17 protein-coding genes are annotated in these 18382 nt (G+C 70.8%); 8 read left to right on the top strand and 9 right to left on the bottom strand.

Annotated features, from left to right (window positions below; all coding sequences use genetic code 11):
* Positions 1–108 precede the first annotated feature (108 nt).
* From mtnA to D1J51_RS08850, 7 genes are all read left to right on the top strand, one after another.
* Complete coding sequence (mtnA, locus tag D1J51_RS08820; RefSeq protein ID WP_119074827.1) at positions 109–1152, top strand: S-methyl-5-thioribose-1-phosphate isomerase; 1044 nt, start codon at positions 109–111, stop codon at positions 1150–1152.
* Positions 1153–1193: 41 nt separating this feature from the next.
* On the top strand, positions 1194–2249 hold the full coding sequence (locus D1J51_RS08825) for a BMP family ABC transporter substrate-binding protein (protein ID WP_119074828.1): 1056 nt from the start codon (positions 1194–1196) through the stop codon (positions 2247–2249).
* A 72-nt stretch (positions 2250–2321) separates the two neighbouring features.
* Positions 2322–3893 (top strand): ABC transporter ATP-binding protein, encoded by a 1572-nt coding sequence (locus tag D1J51_RS08830; RefSeq protein ID WP_119074829.1) that lies wholly within the window; start codon positions 2322–2324, stop codon positions 3891–3893.
* On the top strand, positions 3890–5122 hold the full coding sequence (locus D1J51_RS08835; protein ID WP_119074830.1) for an ABC transporter permease: 1233 nt from the start codon (positions 3890–3892) through the stop codon (positions 5120–5122). The genes D1J51_RS08830 and D1J51_RS08835 overlap by 4 nt, the downstream gene beginning before the upstream one ends.
* On the top strand, positions 5119–6033 hold the full coding sequence (locus tag D1J51_RS08840; RefSeq protein ID WP_119074831.1) for an ABC transporter permease: 915 nt from the start codon (positions 5119–5121) through the stop codon (positions 6031–6033). The genes D1J51_RS08835 and D1J51_RS08840 overlap by 4 nt, the downstream gene beginning before the upstream one ends.
* Positions 6030–6518: a cupin domain-containing protein gene (locus D1J51_RS08845; protein WP_119074832.1), complete on the top strand. Its 489-nt coding sequence runs from the start codon at positions 6030–6032 to the stop codon at positions 6516–6518. Before D1J51_RS08840 ends, D1J51_RS08845 begins: the two co-directional genes overlap by 4 nt.
* A 9-nt stretch (positions 6519–6527) precedes the next feature.
* Entirely contained in the window at positions 6528–7109 is a 582-nt protein-coding gene (locus D1J51_RS08850; protein WP_119074833.1) for a TetR/AcrR family transcriptional regulator, read from the top strand.
* A gap of 32 nt (positions 7110–7141) precedes the next feature.
* Here D1J51_RS08850 and D1J51_RS08860 read toward each other — a convergent pair whose 3' ends face one another.
* The 5 genes from D1J51_RS08860 to D1J51_RS08880 form a co-directional block, all read right to left on the bottom strand.
* Positions 7142–8143, bottom strand: a complete 1002-nt coding sequence (locus D1J51_RS08860) for a CPBP family intramembrane glutamic endopeptidase (protein ID WP_119074966.1) — start codon at positions 8141–8143, stop codon at positions 7142–7144.
* A gap of 11 nt (positions 8144–8154) precedes the next feature.
* On the bottom strand, positions 8155–9327 hold the full coding sequence (locus D1J51_RS08865) for a hypothetical protein (RefSeq protein ID WP_119074834.1): 1173 nt from the start codon (positions 9325–9327) through the stop codon (positions 8155–8157).
* The gene (locus tag D1J51_RS08870) at positions 9324–9773 is read right to left on the bottom strand and encodes a GntR family transcriptional regulator (RefSeq protein ID WP_119074835.1); all 450 of its coding nucleotides are present in this window, start codon (positions 9771–9773) and stop codon (positions 9324–9326) included. Before D1J51_RS08870 ends, D1J51_RS08865 begins: the two co-directional genes overlap by 4 nt.
* Positions 9774–10023: 250 nt before the next feature.
* Positions 10024–11187 (bottom strand): acyl-CoA dehydrogenase family protein, encoded by a 1164-nt coding sequence (locus D1J51_RS08875; RefSeq protein WP_119074836.1) that lies wholly within the window; start codon positions 11185–11187, stop codon positions 10024–10026.
* A gap of 48 nt (positions 11188–11235) precedes the next feature.
* Positions 11236–12459, bottom strand: coding sequence for a CaiB/BaiF CoA transferase family protein (locus D1J51_RS08880; RefSeq protein WP_240423094.1), 1224 nt, complete (start codon positions 12457–12459; stop codon positions 11236–11238).
* Between the two features lie 137 nt (positions 12460–12596).
* Here D1J51_RS08880 and D1J51_RS08885 point away from each other — a divergent pair, with 137 nt between their 5' ends.
* Entirely contained in the window at positions 12597–14144 is a 1548-nt protein-coding gene (locus D1J51_RS08885) for a PucR family transcriptional regulator (protein WP_119074838.1), read from the top strand.
* Between the two features lie 19 nt (positions 14145–14163).
* Here D1J51_RS08885 and D1J51_RS08890 read toward each other — a convergent pair whose 3' ends face one another.
* From D1J51_RS08890 to D1J51_RS08905, 4 genes are all read right to left on the bottom strand, one after another.
* A complete protein-coding gene (locus tag D1J51_RS08890; RefSeq protein ID WP_119074839.1) occupies positions 14164–14349 on the bottom strand; it encodes a hypothetical protein in 186 nt (61 codons plus the stop codon).
* 81 nt (positions 14350–14430) lie between these two features.
* Complete coding sequence (locus D1J51_RS08895) at positions 14431–15063, bottom strand: hypothetical protein (RefSeq protein WP_119074840.1); 633 nt, start codon at positions 15061–15063, stop codon at positions 14431–14433.
* Between the two features lie 26 nt (positions 15064–15089).
* On the bottom strand, positions 15090–15608 hold the full coding sequence (locus tag D1J51_RS08900) for an amino-acid N-acetyltransferase (protein WP_119074841.1): 519 nt from the start codon (positions 15606–15608) through the stop codon (positions 15090–15092).
* 216 nt (positions 15609–15824) lie between these two features.
* Complete coding sequence (locus D1J51_RS08905) at positions 15825–18350, bottom strand: ATP-dependent Clp protease ATP-binding subunit (RefSeq protein ID WP_119074842.1); 2526 nt, start codon at positions 18348–18350, stop codon at positions 15825–15827.
* Positions 18351–18382: the final 32 nt, after the last annotated feature.

Consider the following 18382-nt stretch of genomic DNA (forward strand, 5'->3'; position numbering starts at 1 on the left):
CAGGGTGTTGCGACAACCAATTGAATCCGCCCTGTGAACCGGATCGCGCGCGTCCGAGCGGCGTGGAGGGGTATTCTTGAACGTCGGGGAGAACGGGAAGGATACCGCTTGCGTACGATCGACTGGGTCGACGGAGCCATCGAGCTCATCGACCAGACTCTGCTGCCGCACCGACTCGAAATGCTCCGCGTCACGGAACTTCCCGAGCTCATCGACGACATCCGGCGCCTCGCCGTTCGCGGTGCCCCCGCCCTGGGTGTGGCCGGCGCGATGGGGGTCGCGCTCATCGCCGCGAGCGTGGAGGCGGCGAACGGGGACGAGGAGCTGGATCGCGACGAGGTGCGCCGCCAGGCCGCCCTGCTGCGGGAGGCGCGCCCCACCGCCGTCAATCTCTCGTGGGGCGTCGATCGCGCGCTGACGCGCCTCGACCGGGGAGCCGCCGCGATCCTCGAGGAGGCTCTCGCGATCCGCGACGAGGACATCGCCGCCTGCGTCTCCATGGGGCTGCGCGGCGCCGATCTGACCCGCGAGCTCACGGGGAAGGACCGCGTGCGGGTGATGACCATCTGCAACACGGGCAGCCTCGCGACGGTCGAGCGCGGCACCGCCCTCGGAGTGATCCAGACCCTCCTCGAGCAGGGGTCGCTCGAGGAGGCCTTCCCGCTCGAGACCCGGCCTCTGCTTCAGGGTGCTCGTCTGACGGCGTGGGAGCTGCAGCGCATGGATGCGCCCTTCCGGCTCATCATCGACTCCGCCGGGCCCTTCCTGCTGTCGCGCGGCATCGCCGACGCGGTGTTCATCGGCGCCGATCGCATCGCCGCCAACGGGGACTCCGCCAACAAGATCGGCTCCTTCTCGCTCGCTCTCGCCGCGCGGCACGCGGGCGTGCCCTTCATCGTGGTCGCCCCGGAGTCGACCGTCGACATGGCCACCGCGAGCGGGGCCGACATCGAGATCGAGGATCGCGGCCCGGACGAGGTCGCCGGCTTCGGCGGAACGCGCACCGCGCCCAAGGGCGTCGACGCCGTCAACCCGGCCTTCGACGTCACCCCCCACGAGCTCGTCACCGCCATCGTCACCGAGCGGCGCGTGATCCTGCCGGGCCGGGGCGAAACCCTCGCCGATGTACCATTCGACGCGCTTCGCTCCTAAGCTCATTCCCAATCCCACTTCTCATCAGTAAAGGAAGCAGCATGTTCTTCACCAAGCGCCGCGCTCGTGCGGCACTGATCGCAGGCGCGGCCTCCGCAGCCCTCCTGCTCACCTCCTGCGCGAGCGGCAACGGCGACGGATCCGCGGGGACGGGCGCCGACGGCCCCCGCTTCATCTACATCACGAGCGACCCGATCGGCCAGAACGAGTTCCTCAAGTCGGGCAAGACGGGCATCGAGAACGTCGCGGAGCAGTTCGAGGGCACCCAGGAGACCTACGAGTCGAAGGACGACGCGCAGCGTCGCCAGAACGTCGAGGCCGCGATCTCGAAGGCCCCCGAGGTCATCGTGATGCTCGGCTTCCAGTTCGGCGACATGGCGGCCGAGCTCGCCGAGCAGAACCCGCAGCAGAAGTTCCTGCTCATCGACACCTTCGTCGACGGCGCCCCCGAGAACCTCTACCAGGCCACCTTCCGCGAGCAGGAGCCCTCCTACCTGCTCGGCGTCGAGGCGGGCATGCTCACGCAGGCGAACAAGGTCGGCTCGGTCATCTCGGTCGACAACCCGCTGCTGAAGAAGTACTCGGACGGCTTCGCCGAGGGAGCGAAGAGCGTCAACCCCGACGTCGAGACCGTCGCCCCGCAGGTCATCGGCGGCGACAATCCCTTCGCCGACACCGCGCGCGCCAAGGAGCAGGCGATCGCCTTCGCCGGCACGGGCGTCGACCAGGTGTTCGCGGTGGGCGCGGCCTCGAACGGCGGCATCATGGAGGCCGCCGCCCAAGAGGGCTTCTTCACCTACGGCGTCGACGCCAACCAGTGCCCCATGGCCCCCGGCTTCGTGGTCGACGGCACCATCAAGGCCGTCGACAAGGTGGTCGAGACCGTGGTCGGCGAGATCATGGACGGCAAGAGCGCGAAGGAGGCCACGACCTCCTTCGGCCTCAAGGAGGAGGGCATGAACATCGTCAGCCTCTCCGATGGCGCCAAGGACTCCCAGTGCACGGTCATGCAGAACGCCGAGGTGCTCACGAAGGTCCAGCAGGTGCGCGATGACATCGTGTCGGGCAAGATCGAGGTCACCGATCCGACCGCGTAGCGTCGACCGGTGGTCGGGCGGGGTGCTCGCCCGGCCACCGGCGCTTCATCCACACGACGAATAGGAGCGGTGATGGTCGCCGAAGTCTCGATGCGCGGGATCACCAAGCGCTTTCCCGGGGTGCTCGCCGACGACGATGTCGACTTCGAGGTCGAGAGCGGCGAGATCCACGCCCTCATGGGCGAGAACGGCGCGGGCAAGTCGATCCTCATGTCGATGCTCGCCGGAGTTCACCGGCCCGACGCGGGCGAGATCTCGATCCGCGGCGAGAGCCGCGAGATCGCGTCGCCGCTCGACGCGATCGACGCCGGCATCGGCATGGTCTTCCAGTCGTTCAAGCTCTTCCCGTCGCTCACCATCGCCGAGAACGTGGTGTTCCGCAGTGAGCCGACGAAGCGCGGGCTCATCGACCGCCAGGCGGCCAACCGCGAGGTGGCGCAGATCGCCGAGCGGTACGGCCTCGCGCTCGATCCGACGGCCCGCGTCGACTCCGTTCCCGTCGGCGTGCTGCAGCGCGTCGAGATCGTGAAGGCGCTCTACCGCGAGGCGCGCGTGCTGATCCTCGATGAGCCCACTGCCGTGCTCACCCCGCAGGAGACCGAGCGCCTCTTCGACGTGCTGCGCGCGCTCAGGGCCGACGGCCGCACCATCATCCTCATCACCCACAAGCTGAACGAGGTCATGGCGATCTCGGACCGCGTCACGGTGCTGCGGGACGGCCGCAACGTCGCGACCCTCGTCACCGCGCAGAGCTCGCCCAGCGAGATCACCCGCCACATGACGGGCCGCGACGTGGACCTCAGCACTCCCCCGCCCGCTCGAGAGCCTGGCGAGACGGTGCTCGAGGTGCGCGATCTCAGCGTACCGGGGTCGGGCGACCGCGACGCCGTCTCAGGGGTCAGCCTCTTCGTGCGCGAGGGCGAGGTCGTCGGCATCGCGGGCGTAGCGGGCAACGGCCAGGTGGAGCTCGCCGAGGCCGTGATCGGCATGCGGCGCGCCGGCTCGGGCAGCGTGTCGGTGCGGGGCCGGGATCTCAGCCGCGCATCGATCGCCCAGCGGCGCGACGGAGGCATCGCGTACATCCCCGAGGATCGCCACGCGGTCGGCAGCGCCGGCACGGCCGACGCCGTCGACAACCTGGCCCTCGGCCACCACCGCAGCGCCCCGCTGCTGCGCCGCGGACTGCTCTCGCGCGGCGCCATGCTCGAGCACGCGAAGCGCCTCATCCGGCGCTTCGGCGTGAAGATCGCCGGGCCCGCCACGCCGGTCGGCACGCTCTCGGGCGGCAACCTGCAGAAGGTCGTCGTGGCGCGCGAGCTCGACTACCGCTCCCCCGTGCTCATCGCCGAGCAGCCGACCCGCGGCGTCGACATCGGCGCCATCGAGTCCATCCACCGCGAGCTCTGCGAGTATCGCGACGGCGGCGGCGCGCTGCTGCTCATCTCAGCCGAGCTGAGCGAGATCCTGTCGCTCTCCTCCCGCATCCTCGTGATGTTCGACGGACGCGTCGTCGCCGAGGTGCCGAAGGCGGAGGCGACCGAGGCGCTGCTCGGCCTGTACATGGCCGGGCACGAACCCGAGGAACGGCACCGCCCAGGGGTGTTCGCCGCGCTGCGCACCGAGCAGAGGGAGGCCGCCTCGTGAACGCCCCGCAGAGATTCGGCCGCTGGCTCGCAGGCCCGATCCCGGTCTCGATCGTGCTCGCGCTGCTGATCGGCGCGTGCTTCATGGCTCTGGCGGGGGTGGATCCCGTGAGCGGCTACGTGGCCATGGTGAACGGATCGTTCGGCACCGGCCCGGGCATCGCCAACACCCTGCAGCGGGCGATCCCGATCGTGGGCATCGGGATCGCGATCGCCATCGCGTTCCGCGCCGGCGTGCTCAACCTCGGCACCGAGGGACAGGCCGGACTGGGTGCCCTCGCCGGCGGCATGGTGGCGATCTACGTTCCCGGCCCCGCGGCGCTCATCGTGCCGCTCGCCCTCGTCGCCGCGATCGCCGTCGGCGCCGCCTGGGGCCTCATCGCCGCGGTGCTGCAGAACCTGCTCGGGGTGCCGATCCTGCTCTCCACCCTGCTGCTCAACTACCCCGCGCGCTACTTCTCCTCCTGGCTCATCCGCTTCAGGCTCGACGAGCCCACCTCCGACCTCGTCGCCAGCAAGCAGCTGCGCCCGGAGGTGCAGCTCTCCATGCTCGTGCCGCGGGACTCCGCCTTCGCCGACACCCTGCGGAACGGCCTCGGCCCGACGAACCCGGTCACGGCGGTGCTGACGGGCGTCAACTGGTCGCTCGTGGCGCTGGCCGTCGTGGTGATCGGCGTGATCTTCATGAACCGCCGCACCCGCTACGGCTTCGAGTCGGGCCTCAGCGGGCAGAACGCCGAGTTCGTGCGCTACGGCGGGGTGAAGCCCGGGCCCCTCGTGCTGCGCACCATGGCGCTCTCCGGCGGTCTCGCGGGTCTCTTCGGCCTCATGCTCACCATCGGCGCCCCCAACACGCGCCTCATCGAGGGCTACTTCATACAGACCAATTACGCCTGGACAGCGCTGCTCGTCACGCTGCTCGCCCTCTACCGTCCCGTCGGCATCGCGATCGCCGGGCTCTTCTTCGCCGCGATCATGGTGGGCAGCGACGCGATGGGCCGCGAGCTCGGCCTCTCGCCGCAGATCGCGGCGGTGATCCAGGCGCTCGTCATCATCCTGCTCGCCTTCCGGGTGGCGCTCCCCCGATTCCGTCGAGGGAAGCGCGGCGCCGCGAGCGGCGAACCGTCCCTCGACGAGACGCCGATGGGCCCATCGCCGCTCACGACGCACGCGCCCGCCCCCGTAGCCGCGACCCCGACCGCGGCCGAGTCGAAGGAGTCCGAGCGATGAACTTCCTCGACCTGTTCGATCAGGATCTCCTCTCCTCGGTGCTGCGCTCCCTGATCCCGATCCTGCTCGCGGCGCTCGGCGGCATGCTCGCCGAACGCGTCGGCATCTTCAACATCGGCCTCGAGGGCATGATCCTCATCGGCGCCTTCTGCGGCGTCGCCGCGTCGTTCTTCACCCAGAACTGGATCGTCGGCGTGATCGTCGCCACGGTGGCGGGGGCGCTGTTCTCGCTGATCCTGGGCTACGGCGCGGTCTATCGCCGGGGCGACCCGATCGTGCTCGCGATCGCCATGAACATCCTCGCCGTCGGCATGACCAGCTTCCTGCTCGTCGCGATCTTCGACGTGCAGGGCGTGTTCCAGGATCCGGGCATCGACGGCATCCCGATCTGGCGCATCCCGATCCTCGCCGACATCCCGGTGCTCGGGGCGCTGTTCGCCCTCTCGCCCCTCGGCTACCTGGCGCTGCTGCTCGTGCCCGCGCTCTGGATCGTGATGTTCCGCACGCCGCTGGGACTGCGGCTGCGCGGCGTGGGCGAGCGCCCGCTCGCGGCGGCCACGATGGGCGTCGACCCGCAGCGGTACCAGCTGGGCGCGGTGATCGCCTCGGGCGCCCTCGCGGGATTGGGCGGCGCGCAGCTCGCGCTCGGCAACGTGGTGCAGTTCACCGAGAACATGTCGGCGGGCCGCGGCTGGATCGCGGTCGTCGCCGTGATGCTCGCGCGCGCCCACCCCGTCGGGGTGCTCGGCGCCGCGCTGCTCTTCGGCTTCGCCGACGCGCTCGGATTCCGCCTGCAGTCGTTCGGGCTGCCCCAGCAGCTCACCGACGCGGGCCCCTACGTGGTGACCCTGCTGGTGCTGATCCTGATGAGCAGGCGCTTCCGCAGGACGCGCGAGGCGGCGCTCGCGTGAATTGCGATCACGCGCTTCCCGCCGAGGCCGCGCGCTGGGCGGATCGCCTGGACCTCGAGCCGCTCGAGCATGAGGGCGGGCTGTTCCGGCGCACGCACCTCGACGAGCACTCGAGCGCCATCTACTACCTCCTCGCGCGCCCCGATTTCTCGGCACTGCACGCCCTCGACTCGGTGGAGGTGTATCACTGGTACGCAGGATCGCCGCTGCGGATACTGCTGCTGCACCCGGGGGGAGGCGCCGAGGAACTCCTGCTCGGGCCGGATCCCGATGCGGGGCAGCTGCCCCAGGCCGTGGTCGCGCCGGGCGTGATGCAGGGATCCTCCCCGCTCGGCGAGTGGACGCTCGTCGGCACCACGATGGCTCCCCCGTTCCGCTGGGAGGGCTTCGAGCTGGGCGAGCGGGGGGCCCTGCAGCGGCGCCACCCCGCCGCGGCCGGGCGCATCGCCGAGCTCACCCGCCCGCTGCAGGCCCCGGCGCACTAGGGTGGTCTCATGACCGACGCGCGAATCGTTCGCACCCGAGCGGCGCTGCACGGTGCGATCATCCAGCTGGCGACCGAGAAGCCCGTCCCCGACATCACGGTCTCCGAGCTCGCCGAGCGCGCGGGCATCAACCGGGTGACCTTCTACAAGCACTTCGCCAGCCCCGCCGAGACGCTCGGCTCGGCCCTGAGCCTCGAGCTCGATCCGGCGCGCGAGCACTTCATCACCAGCTACGCCGAGCTCACCGCCGACCCCGTCGAGATCTTCGTCGCGAGCGTCGACCAGATCCTCGACCACATCGACCGGCACCGGGGCCTCTACCTGCTGTCGATCAACACGCCGCGCGACGGCACGGTGCCCAACCTGCTCGCCGACCACTTCACGGAGACGCTCAAGCAGTACCTCGAGCAGCGCGCGCTGTACGAGCCGCCGCTGCCCGAGCTCGAGGTGGACGTCGTCGCGCGTTTTCTCGGCATGGGGCTCGTGGGCGCGATCAAGGCGTGGGTGCTGAGCGGCGTCTCGGACCGGCGGTCCTTTCTGCGGTCGGTCACCGCGCTGGCGCCCTCCTGGTGGTTCCCGGCGCGGCCGTAGGAGGAATCCGGGCGCCCGGCGCTCCGCGGCGCTCAGGTTCGCGGGCGGCGGCGAGACGGCGCGAGCTCCGGCTCCCTGCGGAACTGCCCGGCGAGGGCGAGGATGAGGATCATCACCCCGATCACGATCCACCCGGCGGCGCCGACTATCGTCACGAGCTCGGGCCGCACCTCGGCGCCCGCCGCGGCGAACCAGATGATCGTGCCGCCGACCCCGTTGAAGGCGCCGTGCCCCACCGCCGCGGGCCACACGGAGCCGCTGCGCAGACGGAGCCACCCGAATGCCATGCCCCAGAGCACCGAGTTGACGGTCATGAGGGCGACGCCCCGCCAGTCGGTCAGCCCGTAGTTGTGGCCGAGCAGCGTCAGCGGCATGTGCCACAGACCCCAGATCGCGCCGGAGAGGAGCAGGGCCGGCCAGATCCCGAGCGGCCGGAGCGCGGGCAGCAGCCACCCGCGCCAGCCGATCTCCTCGGTGAAGCCGAGCAGCGAGTTCGGGATCAGCGCGAGCACCGGGAAGGTGAGCAGCTGGATCGCGATGAGCACGCCGGGCGGAGGGAGGATGCCGGGATCCACGCCCTCGGGCAGTGCGGCCGCGTTCGCCTCCGCGAAGCCGGAGAAGTTCACGAGGTCGAGCCGTACCCAACCCAGCGCTCCCGCCAGCCCGGTGGTCAGCATGGCCACGAGGAGCGGCGCGAACAGCGCGGCGACGGTGAACCAGACGACCCGCTTCGCCGGACGGAGCGGCCACATGCCGAGGAAGCGCAGTCGCTCCCGGCGAGGCGTGCGCGCCGCGAAGAGCGCGCCGAGCGTGGCGAGGGCCGGCGTGAGCATCATCGCTGCGGAGAGCAGGCCGAACAGCGCGGGAAAGGCCGGGTCGGCCGACCCCTTGAGCCACAGCGGCAGCGCGACGAGCCAGGCCAGGCCGTAAGCGAGCACGACGAACAGCGCGACGGCTCCCCAGGGCACGCCCCGCGCCGGGCGATCCGCGCGCGCGTCGAACCCGCCGGGGGCCGGGTGCGCCGTGTTCTCCATCTGCTCCTCCACTATGCTCCCGTCGCTCGTTCTCCTCCGGTGGGCCTTCCGCCGCCCTCGCGCGTGCGGTCGGCGACGGCCGCGAGCAGTGCGGCGCCCTCCTGCGCCCCGTCGACGGTCACCGCCCAGACGCCCCCGTTCCTCCGGGTCACGAGAATGCCCTCGCCGGTGCGCATCACGATCCCGAAGCGGCCCGGCGACCATCGCCACCCCCAGCCGCCGAAGTCGCTCAGCGGGTTGATCTGCCCCGCGGCCACCCGGTCGATGTCGGAGACCGGCACCCGGAACCGGGGCCACCCCAGGATCGAGCGCGCCTCGATGCCCGCGTCGTCGACGCGCACTCGATACCACAGGCTCGTCGCCCCCAGGACGATCAGCAGCGTCGTCGATCCGATCATGACCCAGCGCGCGAACGGCGGAGCGCTCGGATCCAGGAAAGTGAGTGCCGTGATCGCCCCGATGAAGACGATCGCGCCGCCCATCACCCAGATGAAGACTCCCGACGGCCGCACCTCGCCGACCCACACGGCGCGTTCGGTCCTCTCGAGCGCGAGCGGCGCGGCATCGCCCCCGCCCGGACGGTCGATCCTCACCTTCGGCTGCACGAGGAACGCGGCGACGGCGACCAGGATCCAGAGGAGGAAGCCGATCCCCATCAGCCCGGTGACGCCGGGCGCGTCGCGCGCATCATCGAGATCGAGCTGGATCCAGGTCGTCGCGACGAACATGAAGCAGGTGAACAGCACCGTTCCGCACCCCATCGCCGCGACGGCGCGTTGCCACGCCGACCAGGCGGGCAGCGCCCGGCCGCCCGAGAGCCGCGCGCCGGCCGAGGGACGGCTGCCGAAGTGCACGATCAGCCAGAACATGAGCGCCATACCGACGCCGATGCCCGCGTTGGCGACGACGTTCAGCCACGGCGGGCCGAACCCGTCGGGGCCGGCAGCGCCCGACCAGTGCGTCGCGAGCGGATCGGGCAGGCGGGGAAGCCACAGGATCAGCAGCAGGGAGCTCGTCGCGACGAGCGAGATCGGCAGGATCAGCCCGGCCCACAGCGCCGCGCGCCGCGCGCGTGCGAGATCGCGCTGCTGATGCTCCGTGAGCCCGGGCTGCATCGCCTCGGGGCCGCCCCAGGGGTCCTCTCCGGTCTCCCCCACCACGCGGAGGTGGCGGTCGCCCGTCACGCAGCTGCTCCGCCGGCCAAGGATCCCGCGTCTCCCGGCGCAGAGCCCGTCGCGGCGCGCTTCCGAACCTGCTCGAACCGCTCCTCGGATGCCGAAGCCGCGGCGTCGCCCGTGATGAGAGAGGCGAGCGCGTCGGGGCCGACCCCGAGCTCCGACGCTCGGCGTACCAGCGCCCGCGCCTCGTCGCGCAGCTCGCCGAATCCCGTCGCGCGCTGCGTCACTACCGCCCCGCGCCTCCGTTTGAGGTCGACCAGCCCCTCGTCGCGCAGCTGCTGATAGGCCCGCAGCACCGTGTGCACGTTGATGCCGAGCCCGGTCGCCACCTCCCGGGCGGGGGGCAGCACGGTGCCGGGCCCGATCCGGCCGCTCGCGATGTCGGCGCGCACCGAGTCGGCGATCTGGGCGTAGATGGGCCGCTCGCTCGCCTCGTTCACTCTCACCAGCATGGCAATAACTCTACCTCGGATAGAACTATTTGCTCGACGGATCGCCCCGATTCCGCCCCGCCCTACCCTGGATCCCGCCCGCCCTAGATCCCGCCCCGGATCCCGCCCGGATCCCGCCCCGCCCTAGATCCGTGTGCGCCTTCTTGCCACTCCGTCTCGGTGCGAGCGGCAAGAAGGCGCACACGGATCGCCGACGGGCCGGCACGGGCCGCCGACGAGCCGACAGGGCCGCCGCGCCTCGCCGCACAAGCTAGAACGCGGCGATGCCCGTCAGCTCGCGGCCGATCACCAGCTGGTGCACCTCGTCGGTGCCCTCGTAGGTGCGCACCGACTCGAGGTTGGCCATGTGGCGCATCACAGGGAAGTCGCTCGTGATGCCGTCGCCGCCCAGGATCGCACGCGCGGTCCCCGCGATCCCGATGGCCTCGCGCACGTTGTTGAGCTTGCCCACCGAGATCTGCCCGTACGAGAGGTTCCCCGCGTCCTTGAGACGGCCGAGGTGCAGCGCCAGCAGCAGGCCCTTCTCGTACTCGACGAACATGTCGGCGAGCTTGGCCTGGATGATCTGCTTGCCCCCGATCGGCGCGCCGAACACCTCACGGGTCTGGGCCCTCGAGACCGCGGCCTCGAGGCACGAGCGCGCGGCGCCCATGACCCCCCAGACGATGCCGTAGCGCGCCTCGTTGAGGCACTTGAACGGAGACGACAGCCCCTTCGAGCCGGGCAGGATCGCGTCGGCCGGCAGCCGTACGTCGGTCAGTTCGATCTCGCACTGCAGCGAGGCGCGCATCGACAGCTTGTTCTCGATGGCGGTGGCCTTGAACCCGGAGGTGTCGGTCGGCACGACGAAGCCGCGCACGATCCCCTCGTCGTCCTTCGCCCAGATCACGCCGACCTGCGCGATGGTGGCGAGGCCGATCCATCGCTTCTTGCCGTTGAGCACCCACTCCCCACCATCGCGCCGGGCGGTGGTGATCATGGTGTTGGGGTCGGATCCGCCCTGCGGCTCGGTGAGGCCGAAGAAGCCGATCGCCTCGCCGCGGCCCATGGCCGGGAGCCAGCGCTGCTTCTGCTCCTCGGAGCCGAACTTGTAGATGGCCCCCATCGCGAGCGAGCCCTGCACCGACAGCGCGGTGCGGAAGCCGGAGTCGACCGCCTCGAACTCCATCGCCACGAGGCCGTACGCCACCGACGACGCGCCGCGCAGCCCGTAGCCGTCCATGTACATGCCGAAGGCTCCGAACTCGCCCACCTCGGGCAGCAGTTCGGCGGGCAGGCGGCGCTCCTCGAACGCCTGATCGATGATCGGCCGGATGCGGGTCCGGGCGAACTCGCGCGCCCGCAGCTGCCAGTCGCGCTCCTCCTCGGTGACGAAGTCGGAGACGTCGAAGAGCTGGTCGATGGTGGTGGTCATGACGGGTCCTTTGCTCGGTGGGAACGTTCGGGATCGGGCCGGGTCGCGCTAGCGGGGCAGCCAGCCGGCGTGCTGGTGGTCGCCGACGCCCGGCGGCGGCAGGCGGTAGGCGGCCGGTGTGCCGGAGAGCGAGATGGGCGTCGCGATGGAGCTGAGCACGTGGCGGGCGCCGTCGGGAGCCGCGGCGTCGGTGCGGGCGACCGGATCGAGGCCCAGCGACTCGGCGAGCTCGATGGCCTGGGCGATCGTGTTGACGCGCCCGGCGGGGACGCTCGCCGCCGTGAGCGCATCGATCCAGTGCGCGGCCTCGCGCGTGCGCAGGCGCTCCTCGAGGGTCGCGCGCAGCTCGGCGCGATGCGCGACGCGCTGCGGATTGCTCGCGAAGCGGTCGTCGCTCGCGATCTCGGGGATCCCGAGCACCTCGCCGAGGCGCGCGAACTGCCCGTCGGTGCCGACGGCGAGCGCGATCGCCTGATCGGCCGCAGCGAAGGTCTCGTACGGAGCGATCGACGGATGCGCGTTGCCCATGCGCCCCGGCGATACGCCCGTCTCGAGGGTCGAGGAGGCCTGGTTGGCGAGCGCCGAGAGCAGCGATCCGAGCAGGGTCACTCGCACGTGCTGGCCGCGGCCGGCCGTGGGGGAATCGGCGCCCTCGTCCGGCCCGGCTCCGGCTCGCTCTCGGGCGCGCAGTGCGGCCTGGATGCCGATCACGGCGTTGAGCCCGGTGAGGATGTCGACGAGCGCCACCCCCACCTTGGTCGGCTCCCCGCCCTCGGCGTCGCTCTGACCGGTGATGCTCATGAGCCCGCCGACGGCCTGCACCAGCAGGTCGTACCCGGGCAGGTCCCGTCCGGCGGCGTCGCCGAAACCGGAGATGGAGCAGTAGACGAGGCCGGGGTTCTCGGCGGCGAGGGCCTCGTAGCCGAGACCGAACTTCTCCATGGTGCCGGGTTTGAAGTTCTCGATGACGACGTCGGCGGTGCGCGCGAGCTCCCGGGCGCGCGCGATCCCGTCGGGATCGCGCAGGTCGCACACCACCGAGCGCTTGCCCCGGTTCACGCCGGCGAAGTAGGTGCTCTGCCCGATCGCGTTCACGGGCGGCCGCCACTGGCGGGTGCCGTCGCCGTCCGGGCTCTCGATCTTGATGACGTCGGCGCCGAGGTCTGCGAGGATCATGGTGGCGTAGGGGCCGGCGAGCACTCGCGAGAAATCGGCGACGCGGATCCCCGTCAGCGCCCCGCCGTTCCCGGCCTGATCCGCTCGCTCGCTCACTTCGCACCTCTCGTCCGGGTCCGTACGCCGCCCCTTCGGCCCGCGTCGCGTCATGTCGTCAGTCTACGGGCGCCCCCTTCACCGTCCGGCGCATCCTTGCATAGGCATGCCCGTTAGCTCTGTGCAAGAATCTCCTCATGGCCACGCTTTCCCAGTTGCTCGCGCTCCCGGATCTCGGCCTGCGTCTCGTTCAGGCCGGCCCGGGCGATCCCGAGATCAGCTGGAGCTCGACGACCGAGCTGCTCGATCTCGGCGGATACCTGGAGGGCGGCGAGATCATCCTGACGACGGGCCTCGCCCTAAGCTTCGACGACCCGCGCTGGCGGGACTTCGTCGCGAGCCTGAACCGGGCGCGCGTCGCCGCGATCGGCTTCGGGGTCGGGGTGAACCACGATCGGATCCCGCCGCCGCTCACCCGAGCGACCAGCGAGTACCGCGTTGCGCTCTTCGAGATCCCGCTGCCGGTGCCGTTCATCGCCGTCACCAAGGCCATAGCGGCGCTGCTGCGCTCCGACGAGCTGCGCGCCGCCCGCTCGGCGCTGCAGGCCCAGCAGCGCCTGCTCGACGGGGCGAGAGGGGGTCGGGATCCGGCCGAGATCATCGCGAGCATCGCCCAGGCCACCGGCAAGCAGCTCGCCCTCGTCGGCTCGGACGGAGCCGTTCTGGCGAGCACCGCGGGCTTCGCGGCGGCGCGCGACGGCAATGTCGAGCGGGTCTCGCTCGACGGAGACGGGGCGTTTCAGCTCGCCGTCGCCGGTGACGCGCCGCTCACCCCCGAGGGGCACGCCGTCATCGCGGCGGGCTCGATGGTACTCGGCCTCGGTCTACGCGGCGACCGCGCCGAGGAGACGCGCGAGCGGGAGCGCTGGGAGCGCCTCACCGCGGCGCTCCTGCGCGGCGGCGAGGCGCTCGGCGCCGCCCGGATCCTCGCCCCCGAACTGCCGCTTCCCGATCGGGTGCGCGCGGTCGCGGTGCAGGGCGGCGCCGAGAACATCGCCGACTGGCGCAGGAGGCCCCGCAGCGGCCTCGACCGCCTCATCGCGCCCGGGGACGAGGCGCCACGGGGCCCCGGCATCGCGCTCGCCTGGCAGCTGTGCCCGGACACGGAGGCGGCGCTCGAGCGGGCTCTCGCGACCGCGGCCGAACACGGACTCGACGTCGTGATCGGCCGGTCGGAGTCGATCTCCGAGGCGGTGCTGAGCCGGCGCTCGGCGAGCGCTCGACTGCGCTCGCTCTCCCTCACCGCTCCCCTCTACGCCCAGCCCCGCGTCCCGGAGATCGTCCGGGCCGATCGCGACGCGCCGCTGCTCGAGGCCCTGACGGACCTGGAGCGAGCCGAGGAACGCGGAGGCGGTCCCGGCGCCTCCCGAAGCGGATCCGGGACCGCCGATCCCGCTTCACCGGATGCGCCGCCCCGCGCGCTGAGCGCTCGCGTGCTGGGCCCGCTCTCCGCGCACGACGAGCGGCTGCCCGCGCCGGAGCGCCGGCTGCTGAGGGAGACGCTGCGCGCAGTCTTCGAGACCGGCGGACAGCGCGGCCCCGCGGCGGCGGCGCTCGGGATCCATCGCAACACCCTGCGGGACCGGATCGCCCGCGTCGAACGTCTTACCGGGCGTTCGCTCGCCGACCCCGACGATCGCGCAGAACTCTGGTTCGCGCTGCGCCTCGAGGACCTGACGAGCTGAGGAGCAAGCGCCCGCGACTTCAGGTGCTCGGCGCCGCCTCCGGGCCGACCTCGGCCTCCCGGTGAGGCTCGTGCAGGGCGTTCAGGGCCCCGCGGATGTCGCCGTGCAGGAGATCATCGATGAGCTCGTCCACGGCGACGGCCTCGCCGGTTCCCTGAGGGATCTCCATGCGGATGCCGGTCTCCGAGGCCTTCTTCTTTTCCATGCCTAACCATAACTCCGTTTCGACGTGTTCGGCATCACATTTCACCGAATCGGAACACCCGCCGCCCATCGGCGGCGCGGGTCAGTAAAGCAGGAACTGCGCCGTCCCCGTCCCCTGCGCGCCCGCGGCCGACACTCGCAGGTGGTAGGAGGCGCCCCCGGCGGCCACCGGATCGCGCGTGATATCGCACGTCTCTGGGCTGGAGCGCGTGCGGTCCCACTTGATCCCCTCGGTCTCGAGCGGCTTCCCCGGGTCGAGAACCACCGCGAGGCTCTTGGCGTTCTTCTGGCAGTCCGTCGAGCGCCACACCTGATCGTCGCCGCTGGAGACGGAGAACTCCATGCCCGCGGTTCCGAGGTCGGCGGAGCACGCCTGTTCACCGGTGTTCTCGACGCTCAGCGAGAGCAGCGGCAGCTCGCCCTCCGCGTAGTCGGTCTTATCGGTCACGGGGGTCACCGCCAACTGTCCGGCTGCGCACGCCGGCACCGCGCCCCCGTCCTTCGAGCCGGAGTCGTCTGAGGGCTCCGGCGAGGCGGGCAGATCGCTGGGCACCTCGACCTCGCGGGCGTCCTCCACGCCGCCGCTCGATCCGGGTTTCACGAACACCAGCACGACGACCGCGACCACCGCGATGAACCCCGCGAGCACCAGCAGGCGACGCCTGATGTAGACCTTGCGGTCCTTCGGGCCCACCGGATCCTTCAGCGTCGACATGGCGTCAGGGTAACGCGGAAACGGCGCTACAGACGCTTCAGCATCCGCGTGTTGCCGAGGGTGTTGGGCTTCACGCGCGCGAGATCGAGAAACTCCGCCACACCCTCGTCGCTCGACCGCAACAGCTCGGCGTACACCTCGGCCGCGACGAGTTCGGTGTCCTCGCTCAGCTCCTCGAAACCGTGCCTCTCGAAGAAGTCGATTTCGAAGGTGAGGCAGAAGAGCCGCGTCAGACCGAGGTCGCGGGCCCGCCCCTCGAGCGACTCCAGCAGGCGGTGCCCCACCCCCCTACCGAGCCACTCCTCCGAGACGCCGAGCGTGCGCACCTCGCCCAGCTGATCCCACATCACGTGAACGGCCCCGTAGCCGACGACCTCGCCGCCGGGACCGGCCGCCACGAGGAACTCGGGCACCGCCGCGTACAGGTCGACCAGATCCTTGCCGAGCAGGATGCGGCGCGCGACCAGAGGCTCCATCAGCTCGGCCATGCGCGGCACGTCGCCCGTGTGAGCACTGCGAATCAGGATCTCGGAGGTCTGGCTCATCTCCCCAGCCTACTGCCGCGGGCGCGCGCGGACGCGAGCCCACGGCCGATCGGTTCCGCGGCCGCGCCGAAACGCCACGATTCTCCCGAGACGCCACGAAAATCGCGTGAATATCTTGGTGTTTCGGGAGAACCGTGGCGTCTCGGTGGGGGGAGCGGAGGAGCAGCGGACCCTTCCGATCGGCGCGGGATCGGGATCCCGCTACTCGGAACTCCGTTACTCGGCGACCCCCGGGGTCGCCGCGGTCGACGCCACCGCGGCTGCCGATGAAGCCGAGGTCCCGCCGTGCGCCTTCTGCGACTGGCGGTCGGTCGCGAAGGTGAACTCGCCGTCGACGAAATCGACCTTCACCAGGTCGCCCGCGAGCAGGTCGGCGCCCAGGATGCGCTCCGAGAGACGATCCTCGATCTCCCGCTGCATCGCGCGGCGCAGCGGGCGCGCGCCCAGCGTGGGATCGTAGCCGACCTCGGCGAGGCGCTCGCGCGCTGCCGGGGAGACCTCGATGTGCATGTCGCGGTCGAGCAGGCGATCCTTCAGCTGCTTCACGAAGAGGTCCACGATCTGCAGCAGCTCCTCCTTGGTGAGCTGCGGGAACACGATCGTGTCGTCGACGCGGTTCAGGAACTCGGGCTTGAAGTGCTTCTTCAGCTCCTCGTTGACCTTGCCCTTCATCGACTCGTAGCCGATCGAGGAGTCGCCCTCGATCTGGAAGCCGACCGGGCCGCCCGCGATCGCGCTCGACCCCAGGTTGGTCGTCATGATGATGACCGTGTTCTTGAAGTCGATCACGCGGCCCTGACCGTCGGTGAGGCGACCCTCCTCCAGGATCTGCAGCAGCGAGTTGAAGATGTCGGGGTGGGCCTTCTCGATCTCATCGAAGAGCACGACCGAGAACGGCTTGCGGCGCACCTTCTCGGTGAGCTGGCCGCCCTCCTCGAAGCCGACGAACCCCGGGGGCGCGCCGAAGAGGCGCGAGACGGTGTGCTTCTCGCCGTACTCGGACATGTCGAGCGAGATCAGCGCGTCCTCGTCGTCGAACAGGAACTCGGCGAGCGCCTTCGCGAGCTCGGTCTTGCCGACGCCGGTGGGACCGGCGAAGATGAAGGAGCCGGAGGGCCGCTTCGGATCCTTCAGACCCGCGCGCTGGCGGCGGATCGTCTTCGCGAGCGCCGAGATCGCCTCGTTCTGGCCGATGACCCGCTGATGCAGGGCCTCCTCCATGAACCGCAGACGCGAGGTCTCCTCCTCGGTCAGCTTGAACACCGGGATGCCGGTCGCCTGGGCGAGCACCTCGGCGATGAGCCCCTCGTCGACCTCGGCCTTCGTGGCGACGTCGCCCGAGCGCCACTGCTTCTCGAGCCGCAACCGCTCGGCGATCAGCTTCTTCTCCTCATCGCGCTTGTTCGCGGCGGCCTCGAAGTCCTGGGCCTCGATGGCCTGCTCCTTCTCGGCGCGCACGACCGCGATCTTCTCGTCGAACTCGCGCAGCTCGGGCGGGCTCGACAGGATCGACAGGCGCAGGCGGGCGCCGGCCTCGTCGATCAGGTCGATCGCTTTGTCGGGCAGGAAGCGATCCTGCACGTAGCGATCGGCGAGGTTCACCGCGGCCACGATCGCGCCGTCGGTGATCGACACCTTGTGGTGCGCCTCGTAGCGGTCGCGCAGGCCCTTGAGGATGTTGATCGAGTGCGGCAGGCTCGGCTCGGCCACCTGGATCGACTGGAAGCGGCGCTCGAGCGCGGCGTCCTTCTCGAAGTGCTTGCGGTACTCGTCGAGCGTGGTCGCGCCGATGGTCTGCAGCTCGCCGCGGGCCAGCATCGGCTTCAGGATGTTGGCCGCGTCGATCGCGCCCTCCGCCGCGCCCGCGCCGACGAGCGTGTGGATCTCATCGATGAAGATGATGATGTCGCCGCGGTTGCGGATCTCCTTGGTCACCTTCTTCAGGCGCTCCTCGAAGTCGCCGCGGTAGCGGCTGCCCGCGATCATCGAGCCGAGGTCGAGCACGTAGACCTGCTTGTCCTTGAGCGTCTCGGGCACCTCGCCCTTGATGATGGCCTGCGCCAGGCCCTCCACCACGGCGGTCTTGCCGACGCCGGGCTCGCCGATCAGCACCGGGTTGTTCTTCGAGCGGCGCGAGAGGATCTGCATGACCCGCTCGACCTCCTTCTCGCGGCCGATCACCGGATCGAGCTTGCCCTCGCGCGCGGCCTGCGTCAGGTTGCGGCCGAAGTTGTCGAGCACCTGCGAGCCCTTGGTCTCGCCCTGCTGCTCGGGGGCGCCGACGGGAGCGCTCTCCTTGCCCGCCTGGTAGCCGGAGAGCAGCTGGATCACGGTCTGGCGCACGCGGTTGAGGTCGGCGCCCAGCTTCACGAGCACCTGCGCCGCGACGCCCTCGCCCTCGCGGATGAGGCCGAGCAGGATGTGCTCCGTGCCGATGTAGTTGTGGCCGAGCTGCAGGGCCTCGCGCAGGCTCAGCTCGAGCACCTTCTTGGCGCGCGGCGTGAAGGGGATGTGGCCCGACGGCGGCTGCTGCCCGGTCCCGATGATGTCGGTCACCTGCGCGCGCACCGCGTCGAGCGAGATCTCGAGCTGCTCGAGCGCCTTCGCGGCGACGCCCTCGCCCTCGTGGATCAGGCCCAGCAGAATGTGCTCCGTGCCGATGTAGTTGTGGTTGAGCATCTTCGCCTCTTCCTGGGCGAGCACAACCACCCGGCGGGCGCGGTCGGTGAATCTCTCGAACATCAATAACCTCCTGTAACCGGTGACGCGTCGAC

Source organism: Leucobacter sp. wl10, assembly GCF_003569785.1.
In the GTDB taxonomy this organism is placed as follows: domain Bacteria; phylum Actinomycetota; class Actinomycetes; order Actinomycetales; family Microbacteriaceae; genus Leucobacter.